Annotated in this window: 21 protein-coding genes; 9 read left to right on the forward strand and 12 right to left on the reverse strand. The window is 73.4% G+C overall.

The genetic code is table 11. The annotated features are described in order from the left end of the window. Positions 1-100: 100 nt before the first annotated feature. Positions 101-1,291, reverse strand: coding sequence for an acyl-CoA dehydrogenase family protein (locus ACFW2G_RS01050; RefSeq protein WP_037921932.1), 1,191 nt, complete (start codon positions 1,289-1,291; stop codon positions 101-103). 150 nt (positions 1,292-1,441) lie between these two features. On the opposite strand from ACFW2G_RS01050, the gene ACFW2G_RS01055 reads away from it, so the two are divergent. Next, entirely contained in the window at positions 1,442-1,996 is a 555-nt protein-coding gene (locus ACFW2G_RS01055) for a DinB family protein (protein WP_384580129.1), read from the forward strand. A gap of 33 nt (positions 1,997-2,029) precedes the next feature. On the opposite strand, the gene ACFW2G_RS01060 is transcribed toward ACFW2G_RS01055, so the two are convergent. Genes ACFW2G_RS01060 through ACFW2G_RS01070 form a run of 3 tightly spaced genes read right to left on the reverse strand, consistent with a single transcriptional unit; the run spans position 2,030 to position 4,348 of the window. After that, positions 2,030-2,593 carry a hypothetical protein gene (locus ACFW2G_RS01060; RefSeq protein ID WP_384580127.1) on the reverse strand — a complete coding sequence of 188 codons (564 nt, stop codon included), beginning with the start codon at positions 2,591-2,593 and terminating at the stop codon, positions 2,030-2,032. Between the two features lie 19 nt (positions 2,594-2,612). Further along, positions 2,613-3,449, reverse strand: coding sequence for a class II fructose-bisphosphate aldolase (locus ACFW2G_RS01065; protein ID WP_384580125.1), 837 nt, complete (start codon positions 3,447-3,449; stop codon positions 2,613-2,615). Then, entirely contained in the window at positions 3,446-4,348 is a 903-nt protein-coding gene (locus ACFW2G_RS01070) for an SIS domain-containing protein (protein ID WP_037921924.1), read from the reverse strand. The genes ACFW2G_RS01065 and ACFW2G_RS01070 overlap by 4 nt, the downstream gene beginning before the upstream one ends. A gap of 157 nt (positions 4,349-4,505) precedes the next feature. On the opposite strand from ACFW2G_RS01070, the gene ACFW2G_RS01075 reads away from it, so the two are divergent. After that, positions 4,506-5,285: a DeoR/GlpR family DNA-binding transcription regulator gene (locus tag ACFW2G_RS01075; protein WP_037921921.1), complete on the forward strand. Its 780-nt coding sequence runs from the start codon at positions 4,506-4,508 to the stop codon at positions 5,283-5,285. An 84-nt stretch (positions 5,286-5,369) separates the two neighbouring features. On the opposite strand, the gene ACFW2G_RS01080 is transcribed toward ACFW2G_RS01075, so the two are convergent. From ACFW2G_RS01080 to tdh, 3 genes are all read right to left on the reverse strand, one after another. After that, positions 5,370-6,284: a LysR family transcriptional regulator gene (locus ACFW2G_RS01080; protein WP_037921917.1), complete on the reverse strand. Its 915-nt coding sequence runs from the start codon at positions 6,282-6,284 to the stop codon at positions 5,370-5,372. Positions 6,285-6,314: 30 nt separating this feature from the next. After that, the gene (locus ACFW2G_RS01085; protein ID WP_037921914.1) at positions 6,315-7,532 is read right to left on the reverse strand and encodes a glycine C-acetyltransferase; all 1,218 of its coding nucleotides are present in this window, start codon (positions 7,530-7,532) and stop codon (positions 6,315-6,317) included. Between the two features lie 121 nt (positions 7,533-7,653). After that, the gene (gene tdh, locus ACFW2G_RS01090) at positions 7,654-8,682 is read right to left on the reverse strand and encodes an L-threonine 3-dehydrogenase (protein ID WP_037921911.1); all 1,029 of its coding nucleotides are present in this window, start codon (positions 8,680-8,682) and stop codon (positions 7,654-7,656) included. Between the two features lie 201 nt (positions 8,683-8,883). Between tdh and ACFW2G_RS01095 the strand changes: the two genes are divergently transcribed. Then, positions 8,884-9,792 carry an alpha/beta hydrolase fold domain-containing protein gene (locus ACFW2G_RS01095; RefSeq protein WP_384444817.1) on the forward strand — a complete coding sequence of 303 codons (909 nt, stop codon included), beginning with the start codon at positions 8,884-8,886 and terminating at the stop codon, positions 9,790-9,792. A gap of 53 nt (positions 9,793-9,845) precedes the next feature. Here the strand turns inward: ACFW2G_RS01095 and ACFW2G_RS01100 are convergent, their stop codons facing one another. Further along, a complete protein-coding gene (locus tag ACFW2G_RS01100; protein ID WP_037921906.1) occupies positions 9,846-10,583 on the reverse strand; it encodes a class I SAM-dependent methyltransferase in 738 nt (245 codons plus the stop codon). A 278-nt stretch (positions 10,584-10,861) separates the two neighbouring features. Between ACFW2G_RS01100 and ACFW2G_RS01105 the strand changes: the two genes are divergently transcribed. After that, positions 10,862-13,015: a SpoIIE family protein phosphatase gene (locus ACFW2G_RS01105; RefSeq protein WP_384580240.1), complete on the forward strand. Its 2,154-nt coding sequence runs from the start codon at positions 10,862-10,864 to the stop codon at positions 13,013-13,015. Between the two features lies 1 nt (position 13,016). On the opposite strand, the gene ACFW2G_RS01110 is transcribed toward ACFW2G_RS01105, so the two are convergent. Both ACFW2G_RS01110 and ACFW2G_RS01115 read right to left on the reverse strand, forming a co-directional pair. Further along, complete coding sequence (locus ACFW2G_RS01110) at positions 13,017-14,819, reverse strand: glycoside hydrolase family 15 protein (RefSeq protein ID WP_384580123.1); 1,803 nt, start codon at positions 14,817-14,819, stop codon at positions 13,017-13,019. A 67-nt stretch (positions 14,820-14,886) separates the two neighbouring features. Then, complete coding sequence (locus ACFW2G_RS01115) at positions 14,887-15,441, reverse strand: DoxX family protein (protein ID WP_384444821.1); 555 nt, start codon at positions 15,439-15,441, stop codon at positions 14,887-14,889. A gap of 122 nt (positions 15,442-15,563) precedes the next feature. Between ACFW2G_RS01115 and ACFW2G_RS01120 the strand changes: the two genes are divergently transcribed. Together ACFW2G_RS01120 and ACFW2G_RS01125 are read left to right on the forward strand one after the other, a co-directional pair. Further along, positions 15,564-16,028: a MarR family winged helix-turn-helix transcriptional regulator gene (locus ACFW2G_RS01120; RefSeq protein ID WP_384444823.1), complete on the forward strand. Its 465-nt coding sequence runs from the start codon at positions 15,564-15,566 to the stop codon at positions 16,026-16,028. A 55-nt stretch (positions 16,029-16,083) separates the two neighbouring features. Further along, positions 16,084-16,392 carry a YkvA family protein gene (locus ACFW2G_RS01125; RefSeq protein WP_384444825.1) on the forward strand — a complete coding sequence of 103 codons (309 nt, stop codon included), beginning with the start codon at positions 16,084-16,086 and terminating at the stop codon, positions 16,390-16,392. A 92-nt stretch (positions 16,393-16,484) separates the two neighbouring features. Here ACFW2G_RS01125 and ACFW2G_RS01130 read toward each other — a convergent pair whose 3' ends face one another. Continuing rightward, positions 16,485-17,120: an alpha-ketoglutarate-dependent dioxygenase AlkB gene (locus tag ACFW2G_RS01130; RefSeq protein WP_384444827.1), complete on the reverse strand. Its 636-nt coding sequence runs from the start codon at positions 17,118-17,120 to the stop codon at positions 16,485-16,487. Between the two features lie 81 nt (positions 17,121-17,201). Next, positions 17,202-18,413 (reverse strand): MFS transporter, encoded by a 1,212-nt coding sequence (locus tag ACFW2G_RS01135; RefSeq protein WP_384580121.1) that lies wholly within the window; start codon positions 18,411-18,413, stop codon positions 17,202-17,204. A 363-nt stretch (positions 18,414-18,776) separates the two neighbouring features. Here ACFW2G_RS01135 and ACFW2G_RS01140 point away from each other — a divergent pair, with 363 nt between their 5' ends. From ACFW2G_RS01140 to ACFW2G_RS01150, 3 genes are all read left to right on the forward strand, one after another. Further along, a complete protein-coding gene (locus ACFW2G_RS01140) occupies positions 18,777-19,004 on the forward strand; it encodes a CbtB-domain containing protein (protein ID WP_060180303.1) in 228 nt (75 codons plus the stop codon). Positions 19,005-19,016: 12 nt separating this feature from the next. Then, positions 19,017-19,844: a CbtA family protein gene (locus ACFW2G_RS01145; protein WP_037921889.1), complete on the forward strand. Its 828-nt coding sequence runs from the start codon at positions 19,017-19,019 to the stop codon at positions 19,842-19,844. 117 nt (positions 19,845-19,961) lie between these two features. Continuing rightward, the gene (locus tag ACFW2G_RS01150) at positions 19,962-20,312 is read left to right on the forward strand and encodes an ArsR/SmtB family transcription factor (RefSeq protein ID WP_384444832.1); all 351 of its coding nucleotides are present in this window, start codon (positions 19,962-19,964) and stop codon (positions 20,310-20,312) included. The last annotated feature ends 95 nt before the right edge of the window (positions 20,313-20,407 follow it).

A 20,407-nucleotide genomic window follows, 5' to 3' on the forward strand; every position in this document is an offset into this window, starting at 1 on the left:
CACGGCCACGGCCACGGCCACGGCCACCGTGACGCGCTACCGCCGGCCGCAGGTACCGTTCCGCCGGGCCCGGAGGCCCTGTCTCCGCCTGGCCGGGGCTTCAGCGCCGGACGCGGGGCATGCCCAGGCCGATCCACGAGATGATCTCGCGCTGGATCTCGTTGTTGCCGCCGCCGAAGGTGAAGATGACCGCGCTGCGGTAGCCGCGTTCGAGCTCGCCGTGGAGGACGGCGCCGGCCGAACCGTCCTTGAGGGGGCCGGCGGCGCCGACGACCTCCATCAGCCAGGCGTACGCGTCACGGCGGGCCTCCGAGCCGTACACCTTGACCGCGGAGGCGTCCTGCGGGGTGAGGGTGCCGGCCTCGACCGCGTTCACCATCTGCCAGTTGAGCAGCTTCATCGCGTCGAGGCGGGCGTGGGTGCGGGCGAGCCGCCCGCGGACCCAGGACAGGTCGATGACCCGGCGGCCGTCGGCGAGCTTCGCCGACGCGGCCCAGCGCTGGACGTCGTGCAGGGCCCTGATGGCCATGGTGCCGTGTGCGGCCAGGGTGACGCGCTCGTGGTTGAGCTGGTTGGTGATCAGGCGCCAGCCCTTGTTCTCCCGGCCGACGCGGCGGGAGGCGGGGACGCGGATGTCCTCGTAGTAGCTGGCCGTGGTGTCGTGGGACGCGAGGGTGTTGATGAGGGTGCAGGAGTAGCCGGGGTCCGAGGTCGGGACGAGCAGCATGGTGATGCCCTGGTGCGCGGGGGCGTCCGGATCGGTGCGGACGGCGAGCCAGACCCAGTCGGCGGTGTCGCCGTTGGTGGTCCAGATCTTCTGCCCGTTGACGACGTAGGTGCCGGTCTCCTCGTCGCCCTCGCGCACGGCCTTGCACCTGAGCGCTGCGAGGTCGGTGCCGGCATCGGGCTCGCTGTAGCCGATGGCGAAGTCGATCTCCCCGGCGAGGATCCCGGGGAGGAAGTAGGCCTTCTGCTCGTCCGTGCCGAACTGCATGAGGGTGGGACCGACCGTGTTGAGAGCCATCAGGGGAAGCGGTACGACGGCCTGGGCGGCCTCGTCGAAGAAGATGAACTGGTCCATCGGGGTCATCCCGCGGCCCCCGTACTCCTTCGGCCAGCCGACACCCAGCCAGCCGTCGGCACCGAGCCTGCGGATGGTGTCCCGGTAGAACCGCTTCTGGGCAGCCGGATCCTCGTAGCGGGCGTAGACGTCCTCGGGGACCAGCTCGGCGAAGTAGGCGCGCAGCTCTGTGCGCAACTGCTGCTGCTCAGGCGTGTATTCGAGGTGCACGGCCCCTCCGGGAATCTCGCGGTCCAGCCGGTTCGCCGTGATGGCGTGATGGCCTGATGGCGTGTGGCGGCGGTCAGATTAGAACCTGTTGCAAGAATTCGGAAGGACCCGCGTACCGGCCGTCCGGCTCCGGCGGCCATACGCTCGACCATGACGGCGCCACGCAGCAGAGCGGAATTCTTCGTCGACCCCGAGCGCGACCACCGCTTCGCAAGCCCCGCGACCGGCGAGGAACGGCCCATGCCGGCGGCCTTCCTGGCGGACCATCGGACGACCCTGGAGTTGAAGTGCGCCGGCCTGGACGATGAGTTGGCTCGGCGTTCGGCGGAACCGTCCACCCTGTCCTTGCTGGGACTGGTCCGGCACATGGCCGATGTGGAGCGCCGCTGGTTCCGGAAGGTCCTGGCCGGTCAGGACGCCCCGCCCCGCTTCTCCTCACCCGACGACCCGGACGGTGACTTCGACGGCGCCCTGGCCGACGACCCCGCCGCGGTCGAGGAGGCCTGGGAGGTCTGGCGCCGCGAAGTGGACTTCGCGGAACGCTTCGTCGCCGAGGCGCCCCACCTCGACGTCGAGGCCGACGACGCGTGGCGGGGCCGGGTGTCCCTGCGCTGGGTCCTGATCCACATGGTCGAGGAGTACGCCCGGCACAACGGCCACGCGGACCTGCTGCGCGAGCGGATCGACGGGGCCTTGGGGCTCTGACCCCCAGCCGTCCGCCCGTCGGGGTTCGGGCGCTCAGGTGCGGAGGTACAGGAGATCGAAGCGGACGAGGTCCAGGCCCGCGTCGAAGAGGTACTCCCCCGACGGACTCCCCTCCGCCTCCGCACGGTTGGCGTATGCGTCGAACCGCGGGCTGTGCTGCCAGGCCGCACCGGCCGGCGCGTACGGGACCAGCTCGGCGGGCAGCGCGGACGGCGTGGCCGCGGGCGTGAAGGCGTACTCCGCCCTGCCCGTGATCGCCGCCGCCCCGCCGGCCGCCAGGCGGGCGACGCCGACCAGGCGGATCCGCGAGTCGGGGCCCGGGACGGTCCGGCTCTCGGCCGAACCGGGCTCCTCGTCGATGTCGTAGCCGAGCCAGTGCGCATCGCCCAGCGTCCCCACGGAGGGGCCGAAGCGCGCGTTCAGGGGTTCCAGGTCGGTGCGCACCTGGAACCCGGGCCGGGCCGGCCCGGGCCGCATCACGTAGGCCGTACCCGCGCCCACGGCCAGCAGCGCGACTCCGCCGATCAGCAGGAAGCGTCTGCGGCTGGTGCGTCCCCGCTGCGCCGGCCGTCCCGGCCGACCCCGCTGTTCGTCCACGACGGCCCTCCGGTTCCCCTCAGTTCAGGGCGCCGATCATAGCCGCGGCCGTCGCCGCCATCGCCGCGCGGGCCGCCGTCAGGTACGGCCGGGGATCCGCCGGGGTCAGATGGGTGCGGATGGCTTCGGTCATGGCCAGGTTCAGCGCGGTGCCGATGTTGACCTTGCGGATGCCGCCTGCGACGGCCGCCGCCAGCTCGGAGTCCGGCAGTCCGGACGAGCCGTGCAAGACGAGCGGTACGTCCACCGTCTTGGCCAGCCTGGCCAGCAGGGCGTGGTCGAGAGCCGCGGTCCGGCTGGTCATCGCATGGCTGCTGCCGATGGCGACGGCCAGTGCGTCGACCCCGGAGTCGGCCACGAACCGCCGCGCCTCGTCGGGATCGGTACGGGCACCGGGTGCGTGCGGGTCCAGCGGCGCGGCGCCGTTCTTGCCGCCGACCTCGCCCAGTTCGGCCTCGATCCAGAGCCCGTTGGCGTGCGCCCAGTCGGCCGCCGAGCGGGTGGCCTCCAGGTTCTCGGCGTACGGGAGCTGCGCCGCGTCGTACATCACCGAGCTGTATCCCGCGTCGCAGGCCTGCCGCAGCAGCTCGGGGCTCTTGACGTGGTCGAGGTGCAGGCCGACCGGGACCGCGGCGGCCTCCGCGCAGGCGATGGCGGCCTTGGAGATCGGCAGCAGCCGCCCGTCGCGGAACTTCACCGCGTTCTCGCTGAGTTGCAGGATGACTGGCAGTCCGGCAGCTTCGGCGCCGGCGACGACCGCTTCGGCGTGCTCCAGCGTGATGATGTTGAAGGCCGCGACGGCACGGCCCGCGCCGGCCGCGTCCCGGACGAGCTCGCCCGCGCAGACGAGGGTCATCGGACCGCCTCCTCGCCGGTGCCGAGGATCACCGAGCGCGTCAGGTTGCGCGGCGCGTCGGGATCCAGCCCGCGCCGGAGGGCCACGGCGAGGGCGAGGCGGTGCACGCGGACCAACTCGGCGAGCGGGTCCAGCCGCCCGGCCACCCACTGGCCGCCGGTCCCGCGCACCTGCTCGGCGAGGCCCTCGGGTGCCTCGTCGAGCGACCAGGTGGCGGTGCCGGGCCCGGAGATGCTGACCGGCCCGTGCCGGTACTCCATCGCCGGGTACGACTCGGCCCAGGCGAGCGCGGCCTCGCGCATCTTCAGGGCCGCCTCGTGTGCGAGTCCGACGCTCCACCCGCGGCCGAGAAAGGTGAACTGCCCCCGGTCGTCGAGCTCCGCGGGAAGCGGTTCGCCGAGGGCGGTGCGGGCGTCGGCGACGGCCTGCGGACGGTGCAGCCCGAGGTGGGCGCGCAGCAGCGTGAGGGCGGTGGTCGCGAACCGGGTCTGCACGACGGACCGTTCGTCGGCGAAGTCGAGGACGACGAGCTCGTCCGCGAGCGTCATCACCGGGGTCGCGGGATCGCCGATGACGGCGGTCGTGGGCACGCCCGTGTCGCGCAGTGCGGCCAGCAGCTCCAGCACCTCGGTGGTGGTGCCGGAGCGGGTGAGCGCGACGACCCGGTCGTAGCGGCGGTGACGCGGGAACTCCGAGGCGGGGAAGGCATCGGTCTCCCCCTGGCCCGACTCTTCGCGCAACACGGCGGCCGACTGGGCCATGTAGTACGAGGTGCCGCATCCGATGATCGCGGTACGCTCCCCCGGCTGCGGCAGCACCGCCCGCCGGGCCGGGGCCAGTTCGGCGGCCCGTGCCCAGCACGTCGGCTGCGTGCCCAACTCGTGCGCGATGTGACTCATACAGGCTCCCTCGTGCGAAAGGTGGGTCTGAATGCGTTTTCCTGCAAGATATCGGGCAGTTTCGCGCAACTTCAAGCAAACACGGGGTGTTCGACTGGGTTAGTGTCGCCAGGTGGCCCGTCGGGGGCCACGGGACGAGCGCGGAAGGGGGCGACCGATGACCCGCAAGGAGCGCTGGCAGGCGCTGCTGGACCTGTTGGTGGAACGGGGCGAGCTGGAGGTGGACCCGGCCGCCGAGGCCCTCGGGGTGTCCGCGGCGACCATCCGCCGAGACCTCGACCAGCTCGCCGAGCAGCAACTGCTGGTCCGCACCCGTGGCGGGGCCGTGCTGCACGGGGTCAGCTACGAACTCCCCCTGCGCTACCGGACGTCACGGCGCGCTGCCGAGAAGAGCCGGATCAGCGAGGCCGTGGCGGCGCTGGTCGCCCCGGGCGAGGTGATCGGCCTGACGGGCGGCACCACGACCACGGAGGTGGCGCGCGCCCTGGCCGGACGGCCGGACCTGGCCCAGGGCTCGCCTGCGCTCACCGTGGTGACCAACGCCCTCAACATCGCGGGCGAACTGGTGATCCGGCCGCAGTTCAAGATCGTACTGACGGGTGGCGTCGCACGCCCGCAGTCGTACGAGCTGACGGGGCCGCTCGCCGAAGAGGTGCTCGGGCAGCTCTCGGTGGACACCGCGGTACTCGGCGTGGACGGCTTCGACCCACGGGACGGTGCGGCCACCCGGCACGAGGACGAGGCCTCGATCAACCGCCTCCTGTGCGAGCGCGCCCGCCGGGTGGTCGTGGCTGCGGACTCCAGCAAACTGGGCGTCCGCGCCTTTGCCCGCATCTGCCCGACCTCGGCGGTGGACGTCCTGGTGACGGACACCGGCCTCGCCCCACCACTGGCCCGGGCCTTCACCGCGGAGGGCGTCGAGGTGGTCACGGTGTGAACGGCGGTCGTGGGCGGGACGGGAGGTAGGGCGGGAGGTGGGGGCGGGATCCGGGGGTAAACCGCCTCCGAAGCCTGCGCCCCCTCAGTGGGCCGGCAGGCGTTCCGACTCGCGGACCAGGGCTGCCAGGACCGGGGCGATCAACGGGTGGGTCTCGGCCCCGCGGCGGGTGGCTGCGAACACCCGGCGGGTGGCGGCCGGCCCGCTGACCGGGCGGACCTGGACCTCCTTGAGGTCCATGCCCCGCAGTGCCGAGCGCGGTACGAGAGCCACCCCGGCCCCGGCGCCGACGAGCGCGGTCACCGCCCGGAAGTCGTCGGAAGAGTGCGCGAACCTCGGCTGGAAGCCGGCCAGTTCGCAGGCGAGCAGGGTCACGTCATGGCACGGGTTGCCGGGGTACTGGCCCACCCAGTCCGAGTCGGACAGGTCCGCGAGCGACACCGTCGGCAGGTCGGCCAGCGGATGTCCCGAGGGGAGGACCGCGTCGAAGGGCTCCGCGTACAGCGGGAGGACGGAGAGCCGGCCGTCGTCGGCACCCGGCGCGCCCCGGTATTCCACCGCGAGGGCCAGGTCCGCCTCGCCGTCCAGGAGCAGCGGCAGGCTCTGGTCGCCCTCCGCGTCGCGCACCCGCAGCCTGATCCCCGGCCGCTCCAGGGCGAGCCGGGCGATCGCCGGGGCGAGTACCTCCGCGATGCCCGTGGCGAAGGCGGCCACGGTGACCTCGCCGGCCGCACCGCCCGCGTAGGCCGCGAGTTCGGCCTCCGCCCGCTCCAGCTGCGCCAGCACCTCGTGGGCGTGGCCGAGCAGGATCTCCCCCGCTGCGGTCAGCCGGACGCCCCGCCCGCTGCGGGTGAGCAGCGCGTGGCCCGTTTCCTGTTCCAGCGCCGCGAGCTGCTGGGAGACGGCGGAGGGGGTGAGGTACAGGGCTGCGGCCGCGGCGGTCACCGTACGGTGGTCCGCCACGGCCCGCAGGATGCGCAGCCGGCGGGGGTCGATCACCCCACCATTGTCTCAGGATGCTGAGGTCACTCAGGCCCCGGTGGTCCCCAGCGCCGCACGGGCGTCGACGAAGGCGGCCACCGCGCGCTCGACGTCGGCCGTGGAGTGGGCCGCCGACAGCTGGACGCGGATGCGCGCCGCGCCCATCGGCACCACCGGGTAGGAGAAGCCGATCACGTAGACCCCCCGTTCCAGGAGCAGCTCGGCCATACGGCCGGCCTCCGCCGCGTCGCCGATCATCACGGGGGCGATGGCGTGGTCGCCCGGCAGGATCTCGAAGCCGGCCTCGGTCATCCTGGCGCGGAAGAGCGCGGTGTTCGCGGCGAGGCGCTCGCGCAGGTCGCCGGCCGACTCCAGCAGGTCGAGGACCTTGAGGGAGGCCGCCGCGATGACCGGGGCGAGGGAGTTGGAGAAGAGGTACGGGCGCGAGCGCTGGCGCAGCAGCTCGACGATCTCCGCGCGCGCGGCGACGTAGCCGCCGGAGGCGCCGCCGAGGGCCTTGCCCAGGGTGCCGGTGATGATGTCGACGCGGTCCATGACGCCGTGCAGCTCGGGAGTGCCGCGGCCGCCGGGGCCGACGAAGCCGACCGCGTGGGAGTCGTCGACCATCACCATGGCTTCGTAGCGCTCGGCGAGGTCGCAGATCTCCTGGAGCGGGGCGACGTAGCCGTCCATGGAGAAGACGCCGTCGGTGACGATCAGCTTGCGGCGGGCGCCGCCCTCGGCGGCCTCCTTCAGGCGGGCCTCGAGCTCGGCCATGTCGCGGTTGGCGTAGCGGAACCGGCGGGCCTTGGAGAGGCGGATGCCGTCGATGATGGAGGCGTGGTTGAGGGCGTCGGAGATCACCGCGTCCTCGGCGCCCAGGAGGGTCTCGAAGACGCCGCCGTTGGCGTCGAAGCAGGAGGAGTAGAGGATCGTGTCCTCCTGGCCGAGGAAGGCCGAGAGGCGGGCCTCGAGCTCCTTGTGGACCTCCTGGGTGCCGCAGATGAAGCGCACGGAGGCCATGCCGTAGCCCCAGCGGTCCAGTGCGTCCTTCGCCGCGGCGACGACCTCGGGGTGGTCGGCAAGCCCCAGGTAGTTGTTGGCGCAGAAGTTGAGCACCTCGCCGGCAGCGCCCCCGGCGCCGCCCGAGGTGACGGCGACGGCCGCGCTCTGGGGGGTGCCGATGACGCGCTCGGGCTTGTGCAGACCGGCGGAGCGGATCTCGTCGAGGGTGGTGCGGAGGTCGTCGCGTACGGTCTCGAACATGCTGCGTTCTCCTTGTGCGGCGCGGAGGGGGGGCCGGGCCCCGCGGAGGGGGGAGGGTGTGCGGGGCCCGGCCGGGGGGAGAGGGTTCGTGGGGGAAGAGGGCGGTCGGGGCAGGACGCCCCTACGCCGTCCAGTCCAGGATGATCTTGCCGCTGCGGGCGGTCGACGCCTCGTCGAAGGCTGCCTCGAAGTCCCGGTGGGAGTAGCGGCCGGTGATGACGGGGCTGAGGTCGAGCCCGCCCTCCAGGAGCACCGTCATCGCGTACCAGGTCTCGAACATCTCCCGGCCGTAGATGCCCTTGATCGTGATCATCGAGGTGACGACCTTCGCCCAGTCGACGGGGAACTCCGTCGCGGGCAGGCCCAGCATGGCGATCCGGCCGCCGTGGGTCATGTTGTCGATCATGTCGCGCATCGCTTCGGCACGTCCGGACATCTCCAGGCCGATGTCGAAGCCCTCGCGCAGGCCGAGCTGCGACTGGGCCTCGGCGATCGAGGACTCGGCGACGTTCACGGCGAGCGTGGCGCCCGCCTTGCGGGCGATCTCCAGCCGCTCGGGGCTGACGTCGGTGATGACGACGTTGCGGGCTCCGGCGTGCCGGGCGACGGCGGCCGCCATGATGCCGATCGGGCCTGCCCCGGTGATCAGCACGTCCTCGCCGACGAGCGGGAAGGACAGCGCCGTGTGCACGGCGTTGCCGAAGGGGTCGAAGATCGCGGCGACGTCCAGGTCCACGGCCGTGCGGTGCACCCACACGTTCTGCGCGGGCAGGACCACGTACTCGGCGAAGGCGCCGTCGCGGCCCACGCCGAGGCCGATCGTGCTGCGGCACAGGTGGCGACGGCCGGCGAGACAGTTGCGGCACTTGCCGCACACCAAGTGGCCCTCGCCGCTGACGAGCGCGCCGAGCTCGATGTCCTGTACGTCCGCGCCGACCGCCGCGACCTCGCCGACGAACTCGTGGCCGAGGACGAGCGGGGTCTTGACCGCGCCCTGCGCCCAGCCGTCCCAGGAGCGGATGTGCAGGTCGGTTCCGCAGATGCCGGTGCGCAGCACCTTGATCAGCACGTCGCCGGGGCCGTACTCGGGCTCCGGGACGTCCATGAGCCACAAGCCGGGTTCGGCCTTGTGCTTGACGAGTGCCTTCATGGGTGGCTCCAGGCATGCGGAAGGGGGCGCCGCGAGCGTGCGGGGCTCGAACGGCGTCGGTGACGGGCACCAATCTGCCGATCTCCGTGGTGATCGGTCCATCGAGAGTTTCTTAAGCGGGCCGACAGCGCAGCTTCACGAGCGTGTCTTCACGCCTATGCTCCTCCCTTGACGGGGCAGGGAAAAGGGGAGGTGAGGGGCGTGCCGAGTCTGCGCAGCAGGGCACTTTCGGTGGCGCTGGCGGCGGTGGGGCGGCGAAGACGGTTCGCGAGTGCCGAGGCGGTGCGCGACCGGGTGGCGGCTGCCGCCCGCAGGCCCGCGTCGCATCTGCCGCCGCGGCGGCTGGGCCGGGTCGCTGACATCTCTCGTACGTTCGTCGGTGCCTGGCCGGTGTACGACGTGTCCCCGTTGGGGGCCGAGCCTTCGGCGCAGGTGCTGTACCTGCACGGCGGCTGCTACGTGGGCGAACTGGAGCGCCCGCACTGGGAGCTGGTGCGGACCCTGGTGACGCGGGCCCGGGCGCGCGTCGTCGTGCCCGCGTACATCCTGGCGCCGCGCGGGACCGCGGACCGGACCGTCCCGGTCGCCACCGACCTGCTGAGCGGGCTGATCGCGGGCGGCGGCGACGGGGGGACGGTGCTGATCGGCGACTCGGCCGGGGCCGGGATGGCGCTGGCGGCGGCGCAGCGGCTGCGCGACCGCGACGGCGAGCAGCCTTCGCGGATCGTGCTGGTCTCGCCCTGGCTGGACGTGACGATGAGCCATCCGGACCAGCCGGCGATCGAGGAGGCCGACCCGCTGCTGGCCCGTGCGGGGCTGCTGGAGGCCGGGCGGCTGTACGCGGGGACCCTGGACGCCGAGGATCCCCTGGTGAGCCCGCTGTACGGGACGTTCTCGGGGCTGGCTCCGCTGACCGTGTTCAGCGGCACCCGCGACGTGCTCTCGACGGACAGCCGGGAGCTGGTGCGCCGGGCCCGCGCGGAGGGCGCCGAGGTGGAGTTCCACGAGGCGGAGGGAATGCCGCACGCGTACCCGCTGCTGGCGCTGGCCCAGGGGCGGGCGGCACGCGACCGGATCGTCGAGCTGGTCAGGTCCGCGGCGAGCGGGTGACGCCGGAGGCCGGACGGCGCGGGCCCGGCCCCCGGCAGGACGCCCGGGGCCGGTTACGCCGTACAGGTCATCAGCGAGCTGATGGGCCAGGCACGGTACGCCGTCCAGTAGGCCTCGTCGCGTACGCGGTCGGCGGGCGGGGTTCGGTTGGGCTGCCAGCCGACGGTGACGAAGCCCGCCTCCACCGCCGCTTCGGCGAGGTCGCAGTGGGCCCATTCGCGGAACTCGAAGGGCACCGGCGGCTCGGTCAGGAAGTGGGCCTTCAGCAGCGGTGCGTCGCCGTCCCGGACCCGGTCGAGGATGCGGACGCCATACGGTGACCAGTCCACTCTCGGGAACGCCCCGGCGTTGGGCACGATGGCGAGCAGTCGGCCGCCGGCGCGCAGGTTGGCGCGGACGGACCGGAACATCGCGTGGAGGGTGCGGCGGTCGGGTGCGTAGCTGAAGACGTACGCGGCGGTGGCGAGGTCGAAGGGGCCGAGGTCGGGCAGGCCCGCGGCGTCGGCGACGAGGTACTCGACGTCGGGGCGGCCCTTCGTCGCCTCGTGCTCGCGGGCCAGCCTGATCATCTCCTCGGAGACGTCCACGCCGACGGTCCGCCGGGCGCCGCCACGGGCCAGCAGGCGGGTGTTGTAGCCGTATCCGCACGCCAGGTCGAGGGCGTCGAGGCCGCGCAGTCCGCCGAGCGCGTCGAGGGCCCCGTGCAGGGTGTAGGTGTCGGCCGCGGAGAAGGCCGCCGTGCTCGCGGACTCCGCGTAGCGCTCGCCGATGGTGTCGTACTGGAACCGCATGCTCTGCCTTCCGGGGGCCTGCCGGGGGTGGGCCCCGTGCGTATCGTGCCCCGCGGTGCGCCCGGGCGGGCGGCCCGCACACCCGTACGCCCCCGTACGTCCCCCGGACGAGGGAAGCGGTCGGCCCATCGCTGCGGCGGTCCCGGCGGCCGGCGGGACCGGGCCGTGCACGGCGGGCGCAGTGGTGGCGGGGCCCCGTGGCGCGGGGCTGCGGGGGTCGTGGCGGCCTCGGCGCCGGGATGCCGATGGCGTCGCCGATGGCGCATGCTGACTGTGTGATGGCGAGAGCGGACGGCGTCGGCACCGCCACCGACGCCACGGTCGAGGCGCTCGCGCGGGCCGTCGCGGGCGCGGTGGAGGCCGTGGGCGGGTACGCGGGAGGGGTCTACCTGCGCTCGCGCTCCGACGAACTCCTGCTGCTCGCCCTGTTCTCCGGGCTGCCGCTGCCGCTGTTCCGGCCGTGGTGGCGGATGCAGGTCAACCGCCCCTACCCGGTGGCCGAGGCCTACCGGTCGGGGCAGGCCGTGCACCTGACCGACGCGGAGTCGGCGATGAGCCGCTTCCCCCAGTTCGTCGCCGGGCTGCCCTTCCCGTTCGCCTCGCTGTACGAGCCGGTCTCGTCGGGGTCGGAGCGCTACGGCGTGCTGGTGGTGCTGCGTCCGGCCACCCCCGGGGTCCCGGTCGGGGCCGGGGACCGCAAACGGCTCCGGCAGGCCGCGGACGAGCTGGCGCGCGAGCTGTCCGCCCTGTCGGCGGCGGGGGAAGCGGTGGGGTGGGAGGGGGACCCGGTGTGCATGCCGTCTCCGGCGCCGGAGACGGGGGCCGCGGGCGCCCGCGGTGCCGTGGACCGGCTCGCGCAGGCGGTGCTCTCCCTCGACCGGCAGGGCCGGATCGGCTTCGTGAATACGGCGGCGGAGCACCTTCTGGGCCTCGGCTCCGCGCATCTGCACGGGCGGCTGCTGTGGGAGGCGGTGCCCTGGCTCGGGCATCCCGCGTACGACGACCACTTCCGGGCCGTCTTCATGTCGTCGGAGCCGGTGCACTTCGCCGCCCGCCGCGGGCGACATCCGCCGGGCGCGTGGCTGGCGGTGGGCCTCTACCCGGCGGCCGACGGCGTGACCCTGACGATCGGCTCCGCCGACCCGCCCGCCTTCGCGCCGTCGGCCTCGGCCGACCCCGCCACGGGCCCGGGTTCGCCCGCCGACCAGGCGTCCACCCTGTACCGGCCGGTGGCCCTGGCCATCGCCCTGACGGAGGCGGTCACGGCCCGGCAGGTGTCGGCGGTGGTGACCGAGGAGCTGCTGCCCGCGTTCGGCGGCCGCCAGCTGGCGATCTACCTCCTCGACCAGCGGCATCTGTACCTGGCCTGGGAGACCGGTTTCCCGCAGGGCTTCCTGGACCGGTTCGACGGCGTCGCCCTCGATGTCCGGCTGCCGGGCGTGGAAACGCTGACCACGGGCCGGCCGCTGTTCTTCGAGTCGATGCAGCGGCTGGCCGCGGCCTATCCGGGCATCCCGCTGGACGCCGACGTCGGCGCCCGGGCGTTCCTGCCGCTGATCGCCTCGGGCCGGCCGGTCGGCTCGTGCATCCTCGGCTTCGACGCGCCGCGCGGTTTCAGCCCGGAGGAGCGTACGGTGCTGACCGCGCTGGCCGGGCTGATCGCGCAGGCCCTGGCGCGGGCGCGGCGCTACGACAGCGAGGCGGCGCTCGCCCACGGGCTGCAGTCGGCCTTGCTGCCGCACCGGCTTCCGGTGCGCGAGCACGTGCGGACGGTGGGCCGGTATCTGCCCGGCTCCGCGGGCATGGACGTCGGCGGTGACTGGTACGACGTCGTCGAGACCGGGTCGCGTCGGCTGGCCCTCGTCATCGGCGACGTCCAGGGCCACGGTGTGGCCGCCGCCGCGACCATGGGCCAGCTTCGCAGCGCCGTACGGGCCTTCGCGCTGGCCGGCAGCACGCCGGAGCAGGTGATGCGCGGCACCAACCGGCTGCTCATCGACCTCGATCCGGGGCAGTTCGCGAGCTGCTGCTACGTGGTGCTGGACCCGGCGTCCGGCTCGGCCCTGGCCGTCCGGGCCGGGCACCCGCAGCCGCTGCTGCGCCGTCCCGACGGCCGCACCGAGGTACTGGACCTGGCGGGCGGGGTGGTGCTGGGGGTCGACCCGGAGGCCTCGTACCCGGTGACGGAACTGCGGCTGGAGCCGGGCGCGGTGCTCGCGCTGTACACGGACGGGCTGGTCGAGCGGCCCGGTGTGGACATCGACGAGGGGGTGGAGCGGCTTCGGCTGGCGCTGGCGTCGGCGCTGCCGGTCCCGCTGACGGAGACCGCCGACCGGCTCATCGGCAACGCCGTCGACCGGCCGGACGACATCGCCCTGCTGCTGGCGTCCCTCGTTGGCGGGACGGAGCAGCCCGACCGGGGCCGTTCCTAGCTCAGCCCGCCCCGGTCGTCCGGTGGCCCATGCCGGCCAGGGTGAGCGCGGTGTTGACCAGGCCGACGTGGCTGAACGCCTGCGGGAAGTTGCCGAGTTGACGCCCGGAGACGGGATCGTACTCCTCCGCGAGCAGTCCCACGTCGTTGCGGACCGTCAGGAGGCGTTCGAACAGGACGCGGGCCTCGTCCTCGCGGCCGGTCAGGTGCAGGGCGTCGGCGAGCCAGAAGGAGCAGGCGAGGAAGGCGCCTTCGTCGCCGGGCAGTCCGTCGACGGAATCGGTGGTGCTGTAGCGGCGGACCAGTCCGCTGCGGCCGAGTTCGGCGCGCACGGCGTCGACCGTGCCGATGACCCGAGGGTCGTCGGGCGGCAGGAATCCGACCCTGGGGATGAGGAGGGTCGCGGCGTCGAGTTCGCTGGAGCCGTAGTACTGGGTGAAGGTGCCGCGCTCGGGGTCGAAGCCGTGGTCGCAGACGTCGCGGTGGACCGCGTCCCGCATGGCGCGCCAGCGGTCCGGCTCGCCGGGCAGCGAGGGGTCGTCCTCCAGGGTCCGGACGGCCCGGTCCGCGGCGACCCAGGCCATCACCTTGGAGTGCACGAAGTGGCGGCGGGGGCCTCGGACCTCCCACAGGCCTTCGTCGGGCCGGCGCCAGTTCTGCTCCAGGAAGTCGAGGAGGGCGAGCTGGATCCGCCAGGAGTGGGATTCGGCGGGCAGTCCGGCGGACCTGGCCAGGTGCAGGGAGTCGATGACCTCCCCGTACACGTCGAGCTGGAGCTGGTCGACGGCGGCGTTGCCGACGCGGACCGGCGCGGAGGAGGCGTAGCCGCGCAGCCAGGGCAGTTCGCTCTCGGGGATGCGCCGCTCGCCCGCGATCCCGTACATGATCTGGAGGTCTTCGGGGGCTCCGGCGACCGCGCGCAGGAGCCACTCGCGCCACGCGCGGGCCTCGTCGAGGAATCCGGTGGTGAGGAGCGAGCCGAGGGTGAGGGTGGAGTCGCGCAGCCAGCAGTAGCGGTAGTCCCAGTTGCGGACGCCGCCGAGTTCCTCGGGCAGGGAGGTGGTGGCGGCGGCGGCGATTCCGCCGGTCGGGGCGTAGGTGAGGGCTTTGAGGGTGATCAGGGAGCGGGTGACCGCTTCCCGATAGGGGCCGTCGTAGCAGCACTGGGAGGTCCACTCGCGCCAGTCGGCGAGGCTGGTCTCCAGGGCTGCGAAGGGGTCGGTGGGTTCGGGGCGCGGTTCGTGCGAGGGGTGCCAGGTCAGGACGAAGGCGACGCGGCGGCCGGCGGTGACCGGGAACTGGGAGCGGGTGCTGTTGGCCTCGCCCCAGGTGCGGACGGGGGGGTCGCTGTGGAACCAGGCGGAGTCGGGTCCGGCGACGGCGACGCGGTCTCCGTCGCTGCGGCGGACCCAGGGCACGACGTGCCCGTAGTCGAAGCGCAGCCGCAGGGTGCTGAGCATCCGGACGGTGCCGCTGATGCCCTCGACGATACGGACGACGTCGGGGGCGACGTCGCGCTGCGGCATGAAGTCGATGACTTTGACCGTGCCGGTCTCGGTCTCCCAGTACGACTCCAGGACCAGGGAGCCGTCGATGTAGGCGCGGCGGGTGCAGCGCTCGTCGTCGGCGGCGCCGAGGGGGGCGATGCGCCAGTGGCCGTTCTCCTCGTCGCCGAGGAGCCTGGCGAAACAGGCCGCCGAGTCGAAGCGTGGCAGGCACAGCCAGTCGATGGACCCGTCGCGGCCGACCAGTCCGCTGGTCATGAGGTCGCCGATGAGTGCGTAGTCTTCGATGGGTTGTGTCATTGGTGCGCTCTTCCCCTGATCGTCCGGGGCCAATCAGTTCGAGCCCCGGACACCCCCGAGCGACGCGCTAGTTGCGCACGAGCAGCATCACGGCGGCGAGGACGGCACCGAGAGCGAGGGCCAGGGCTCCGTGGGCCGGGCGGTGGGCTCGCAGGACGGGCAGGAAGCGGTCCGCGGCGTAGCGGCCGGGGCCGGTGAGCGCGAGGGCCGCGGCGCCCGCGGTCAGGAGGAGTTCGTACTCGATTCCGGCGGGGGCGAAGAAGGAGCCGGTGCCGTGGACGGCGATCGCGTTGACGAGGGTGCCTACGACGGCGGCGCCGGCGAGCGGAGTGAGCAGGCCGGCGGCGAGCCCGAGGCCGCCGAGGGTCTCGGTCAGGCCCGCGAGGACGGCCATGGCGTCGCCGGCGGGGTAGCCGCTGGCGGTGAAGAACTGGCCGGTGCCGCTGATGCCGCCACCGCCGAACCAGCCGAAGAGCTTCTGCGCCCCGTGCGCGGCCATGGTCAGGCCGAGCACGAGACGCAGGAGCAGCAGGCCGGCGTCCTGGCCGGGGGTGGCGGGCAGGGTTCGTGCGGCCGGGGCGGCGGCCTGCGGCTTCGTCGTGGTGACGGAGGGGCTGGTCATCGTGGGGGTCCTTCCGGTGGTGCGGCCCGGGGAGGCAGGGAGAAATTTGTTCAAATTCGAACCGCTGGCCATGGACCCTAGCCGGTGATTCAAATTCGAACAACCCGTGTAGGGTGGGACCCATGGCTGAACCGCGATGGCTGGACGAGCGCGAGATGCGGGCCTGGAGCGGCTTCCTGGCCGCCTCGGCCCTGGTGAACCGGCGCCTCGACCAGCAGCTGAAGGACGACGCGGGGCTTTCGCACCCGCAGTACGAGATCCTCGTGCGGCTCGCCGCGGCGCCGGGCCGGGAACTGCGGATGACGGAGCTCGCCAACGGCCTGATCAACTCCAAGAGCGGCCTGACCTACCAGGTCACCCAGATGGAGAAGGCCGGACTGGTCCGCCGCCGCAGCTGCCCCTCGGACGTACGGGGGGTCTTCGCCGTGCTCACCGATGCCGGTAGCGCGAAACTGGAGGAGGCCGCACCCGGGCACGTGGCCACCGTCCGGGAGGTCCTCGTCGACGTCCTGACCCCGACGCAGCTCGACGCGCTCGCCGAGGGACTCGGCGAGGTCGGGCGCCGACTGCGCGAACCGGGGACCTGAGGTCCGCCGGCGGCCCCGGGGGTATCACCGGACGGAATCGGGGTATATGGGCGCCATGGACGGAACGGTCTGGCTCGTCGTGGGCTCGGTCGTCATGGCGGGGCTCGCCGTGGTCGCGGCCGTGCTATTCGTGCGCGTGCTCAGGGCGCGCCGGCTCCTGGTCGACGCGGGCATCCCGCTGCACGACAAGGCCCTGTTCTGGGCCGCTCTCCTCTACACCGTCTCGCCCGTGGACCTGATTCCGGACCCGGTCTACCTGGACGACATCGGGATCCTGATGCTGGCGCTGCGCTCACTGCACGCGGCGGCCGCGGCCGCGCGCCCGTCGAAGGAGTCGGGCGTCGACGTCCGGACCGGCGCCTGATCCGATCCGGACCGGCCCGCTCCACGCAGACTTCCCGCCGGAAGCGGTGGGCCGCGCCCGTGCGGCGTGCGCCCGGATCCATGCCCCGCGGCTCAGCGCACGCCCCGCGGCCGGAACTGGACGCTGATGCGGGACCCGACGGCCCGCGCCGACTTCGGCACGGCGTGTTCCCTCGTCCGCTGGCAGGAACCGCCCATCACCACCAGGTCTCCGTGGCCCAGCGGCAGCCTCAGCAGGGTCGCCCCGCCGTGGCGGGGGCGGAAGGCCAGGTCGCGCGGGTCGCCCACGGAGATGATGGCGACCATGGTGTCCTCGGTCGCGGAACGTCCGGTCCGGTCGCCGTGCCAGGCGACACTGTCCCGCCCGTCGCGGTACAGGCACAGTCCGGCGGTGGTGAACGGCTCGCCCAGCTCGGCGGCGTAGTGGCTGCTCAGCGCGTCCCGGGCGGCGACGAGCGAGGGGTGCGGCAGGGCCTCGCCCTCGCCGTAGAAGGCGAGCAGCCGGGGCACCTCCACCTCCCGCTCGTACATCTGGCGCCGCTCGGCGCGCCAGGACACGTCGGCGGCCAGCCGCTCGAAGAGCGCGTCCGCGCCGCTCAGCCAGCCGGGCAGGTGGTCGACCCAGGCCCCGGCGCCGAGCTCGGTCCGGCGCAGCCCGCCGAGAGGGCCGGGGCCGATCTCGTCGCCCTGGTCGAAGAGGGAGCCCTGCAGAGCCCGGACCGCGTGCATGGCCCCAGCCTAACCCCTTAACCGAACAGATGCGCGAATACCTGCGGTGCGACTCGGCCCCGGCCTCCCCGCGCCCGCCGTTCAGAGCCGCCGGCGGGCGCGCGTACGGCGGGGTGGCCGGGTGAGGACGGTGAGGGCGAGCGAGGCAGCGGCGGCGAGGGCGATCGCCGCGCCGGCCCCCACGTACTGGGCGAGCGCCCCGGCGATCACGGCGCCCAGGCCCTGCCAGGTCATCCGCCCCGCCGATTCGACGCCCTGGACCTGCCCGCGGATCGACTCGGGGGTCAGTTCCAGGAGTTGCTCCTGGAGGGGCAGGGTGGCCGCGAAGCCGGCGCTGGCGAGGAACACCGAGATCACCAGGACAGGGGTGGGCGGGTGAAGGGCGAAGAGCAGGAAGGGTGCGGCGAGCAGCAGCCGCAGGGCGAAGGCGTGGCGGCGGCGCCGCCCTGCGGTGAGCAGCCTGCCGACGACCAGGTCGCCGAGGAGCATGCCGGCGGACCCGGCGGCCAGGAGGGTCCCGGCGCGGCCGGGGTCGTAGGAGATGAAGAGGGCCTCGCAGCCGACGATCAGGCCGTTGGGAACCCACAGGGCCAGCAGCAGGGCCCGCCTGCGGGGGTGGGAGAACACGTCGGCGTTGGTCCGCCAGGTCTGCCGCAGGCCCGGACGGCGGGTGAACCGGACCGAGCGTTCCCGGACGGTGGCCGCCACCACGACCGCCCCGAGGGCGGTGAGGCAGGCGGCGACGGCGAAGACCCCCTGGGGGCCGGCGTATCGCAGCAGTGCGGCGCCTCCGGCGTAGCCGAGTATCGCCGTCGCGCCCGCGGTCATGTTCAGCAGCGAGCGGGCCCGTGCGTATCCGGCGGCCGGCACAGCCTCGGCGAGCAGCCCGAGCCGCGCGCCGGTTGCGAGGGACTGGAAGAAGCCGAGGGCCAGCAGCAGGGCGAACCGGGCCGCGAGCGGCAGCCCGGGCACCGCCTGGGCGCAGACGCCCGCGAGCGAGGCGAGTTGGAGCAGGAGGAGGGTGCGGCGGGGGCGTTTCCCGTCGGCGACCGACATCAGCGTCAGGGCGCCCAGGACCGTCGTGAAGGTCGCCCCGTACATGCTCACGGCGGTCAGGAACGGCGAGCCGGTCTGCCGGTCGACCAGGGTGCCGAGCGCGATGCCGGACAGGGCGCCCGCGGCGGCGGTGAGGGTGAAGCTGAGGTAGAGGCCGCTGAATTCCGTGGTGCGGAGGAGGGCCCGGTAGCCGGTGGACGGCGGGGCGTCGTGGCCGGTGGCCAGGTGGGAAGGCATGAAAAAAGCCTCCGGGCGCATGCGCGGAGCACACGTGCCGAAGGCCAACGACGGGGATTCTAGCAGGACTCGCGGACCGCTCGCCGGGCATTCGACGTTTCCGAAGAGTCCGCAACGGCACTACCGCAGCGTAGGTGTGTGATCAGGGACTCACGGTCTTGGCCGCGGGCCCGCCGCACGGTAGCGTCACGGCGACATTTCCACATAGCGACGACGGCGAGACGGAAGCCCGGTGTGAATCCGGCATGGTCGCGCCACTGTGTGCTGCGGTGCCCTCGCCATGGGCGTCGCGGCGAGTCAGACCCGAGGACCGTCGTCCTGCACCACCGTATGGGACGCGTTGTTCCCCAAGGAGGTTCCATCATGGCCGAGGCTGTCGCTTCCGCTGCCATATCCACCCCCGCCGTCTCGCCGTCGGCTCCGCTGCCCGTGCGCGCGGTACTGCCCTGGGCTGCCTTCGTCGGTCTCCTGATGCTCGTGGCCCTCTACTTCGTCGGTGCCGAACAGGGCGCCACCGCCGTGTTCGCCGGTGAGGGCGTGCACGAGTGGGTGCACGACGGGCGTCACCTGCTCGGCTTCCCCTGCCACTGAGAGGCCGCGCACATGTACGCCTCCACTGTCAGAGGTCTGCTGGTCCGCGGCATGCTCGCGGGCCTGATCGCGGGGCTGGTCGCCTTCGCCGTCGCCTACGTGGTGGGTGAGCCGCCGGTACGGGGTTCCATCGCCGTGGAGGAGGCCGCCGCCTCCCATGACACCGCGAGCGCCCCGAGCGCTCACGCCGGACACGGTGGTGACGCCGCGTCGGGCGAGGCCGCCGAGGAGGAGGAGCTCGTCAGCCGGCCGGTCCAGTCGACCGTCGGCCTGGCGACCGGTGTCCTGGTCTACGGGGTCGCGCTGGGCGGCATCGCCTCGCTCGCGTTCTCGTTCGCCCTCGGCCGGGTCGGCGGCTTCAGTCCGCGGGCCACGGCCGCGCTCACCGGGGCGGGGGCGTTCGCCCTGGTCTACCTGGTGCCGTTCCTCAAGTACCCGGCCACCCCGCCGGCGGTCGGCAATCCGGACACGATCGGACAGCGCACCACGCTGTTCTTCCTGATGATCCTGCTGAGCGTGCTGCTCGGCGTCGGCGCGGTCATCCTCGGGCGGCGCCTGGCACCCCGCCTGGGCAACTGGAACGCGACGCTGGCCGCGGCCGGCGGCTTCGTCGCCGCCACCGCCGTGGCGTTCGTGTTCCTGCCGGACAACAGCGACGCGGTCCAGCCCGGTTTCCCCGCGGCCCTGCTGTGGGAGTTCCGGATGGCCTCGCTGGCCGTCCAGCTCGTCCTGTGGACGGTGTTCGCCGTCGTCTTCGGGATCCTGGCCCAGCGGCTCCTGGACGCGCGCACTGACGGCGCGGAAGTGACGGCTCAGCAGCAGGCGCCCGCCCTCGGCTGATCCACCGCCACGTGCGCGCACGGGCCTCGCACCCCCTGGGGGGTGCGAGGCCCGTGCGCGTTCTCCCGCGTGCGCATCGGCGCACCCTTCGCGCACCGGGCGCCCTACGATGTCCGCATGAGCTCAGGCACGCGTCCGGCAGGTGCGCGGGATGCGCAGGAGCGGGGTGACCGGCTGGAGGTCGCCGCGTCCGTGCTGGCGCTGCTCGCGGACCGCACGCGACTGGCGCTGATGGAGCGGCTCGGCCGGGGCGAGGCGGACGTCACCACGCTCACCGAGGCGTGCGGCGCGGCCCGTCCGTCCGTGAGCCAGCACCTGGCCAAGCTCCGCCTCGCCGGGCTCGTCACCACCCGCAGGGACGGGCGCCGCGTGGTCTACTCCGTGCGCCACGGACACCTGCGCCGGCTGGTGGACGAGGCCATGAACGTCGCGGACCACGAGATCGGCTCCCTCCCGCCGCACGACTGAGCCCGTCGACCGGGCCCGGGGCGGCCGTGATGGCCCGGCTCGTCGCCGGCGATACGTGCACAGGTGCGCACATGTTGGCTACGCTGGCATGGCGT

Origin of the sequence: Streptomyces sp. NPDC058880, assembly GCF_042742535.1 — a bacterium.
Taxonomy (GTDB): Bacteria; Actinomycetota; Actinomycetes; order Streptomycetales; family Streptomycetaceae; genus Streptomyces.

Excerpts from the sequence above, each read along its gene's own strand:
- ACFW2G_RS01055 (WP_384580129.1), top strand. The coding sequence starts at position 1,442 with ATGACGGCGCCACGCAGCAGAGCGGAATTCTTCGTCGACCCCGAGCGC.
- ACFW2G_RS01065 (WP_384580125.1), bottom strand. The coding sequence starts at position 3,449 with ATGACCCTCGTCTGCGCGGGCGAGCTCGTCCGGGACGCGGCCGGCGCG.
- ACFW2G_RS01070 (WP_037921924.1), bottom strand. The coding sequence starts at position 4,348 with ATGAGTCACATCGCGCACGAGTTGGGCACGCAGCCGACGTGCTGGGCA.
- ACFW2G_RS01075 (WP_037921921.1), top strand. The coding sequence starts at position 4,506 with ATGACCCGCAAGGAGCGCTGGCAGGCGCTGCTGGACCTGTTGGTGGAA.
- ACFW2G_RS01085 (WP_037921914.1), bottom strand. The coding sequence starts at position 7,532 with ATGTTCGAGACCGTACGCGACGACCTCCGCACCACCCTCGACGAGATC.
- tdh (WP_037921911.1), bottom strand. The coding sequence starts at position 8,682 with ATGAAGGCACTCGTCAAGCACAAGGCCGAACCCGGCTTGTGGCTCATG.
- ACFW2G_RS01100 (WP_037921906.1), bottom strand. The coding sequence starts at position 10,583 with ATGCGGTTCCAGTACGACACCATCGGCGAGCGCTACGCGGAGTCCGCG.
- ACFW2G_RS01105 (WP_384580240.1), top strand. The coding sequence starts at position 10,862 with ATGGCGAGAGCGGACGGCGTCGGCACCGCCACCGACGCCACGGTCGAG.
- ACFW2G_RS01110 (WP_384580123.1), bottom strand. The coding sequence starts at position 14,819 with ATGACACAACCCATCGAAGACTACGCACTCATCGGCGACCTCATGACC.
- ACFW2G_RS01115 (WP_384444821.1), bottom strand. The coding sequence starts at position 15,441 with ATGACCAGCCCCTCCGTCACCACGACGAAGCCGCAGGCCGCCGCCCCG.
- ACFW2G_RS01120 (WP_384444823.1), top strand. The coding sequence starts at position 15,564 with ATGGCTGAACCGCGATGGCTGGACGAGCGCGAGATGCGGGCCTGGAGC.
- ACFW2G_RS01125 (WP_384444825.1), top strand. The coding sequence starts at position 16,084 with ATGGACGGAACGGTCTGGCTCGTCGTGGGCTCGGTCGTCATGGCGGGG.
- ACFW2G_RS01130 (WP_384444827.1), bottom strand. The coding sequence starts at position 17,120 with ATGCACGCGGTCCGGGCTCTGCAGGGCTCCCTCTTCGACCAGGGCGAC.
- ACFW2G_RS01135 (WP_384580121.1), bottom strand. The coding sequence starts at position 18,413 with ATGCCTTCCCACCTGGCCACCGGCCACGACGCCCCGCCGTCCACCGGC.
- ACFW2G_RS01140 (WP_060180303.1), top strand. The coding sequence starts at position 18,777 with ATGGCCGAGGCTGTCGCTTCCGCTGCCATATCCACCCCCGCCGTCTCG.
- ACFW2G_RS01145 (WP_037921889.1), top strand. The coding sequence starts at position 19,017 with ATGTACGCCTCCACTGTCAGAGGTCTGCTGGTCCGCGGCATGCTCGCG.
- ACFW2G_RS01150 (WP_384444832.1), top strand. The coding sequence starts at position 19,962 with ATGAGCTCAGGCACGCGTCCGGCAGGTGCGCGGGATGCGCAGGAGCGG.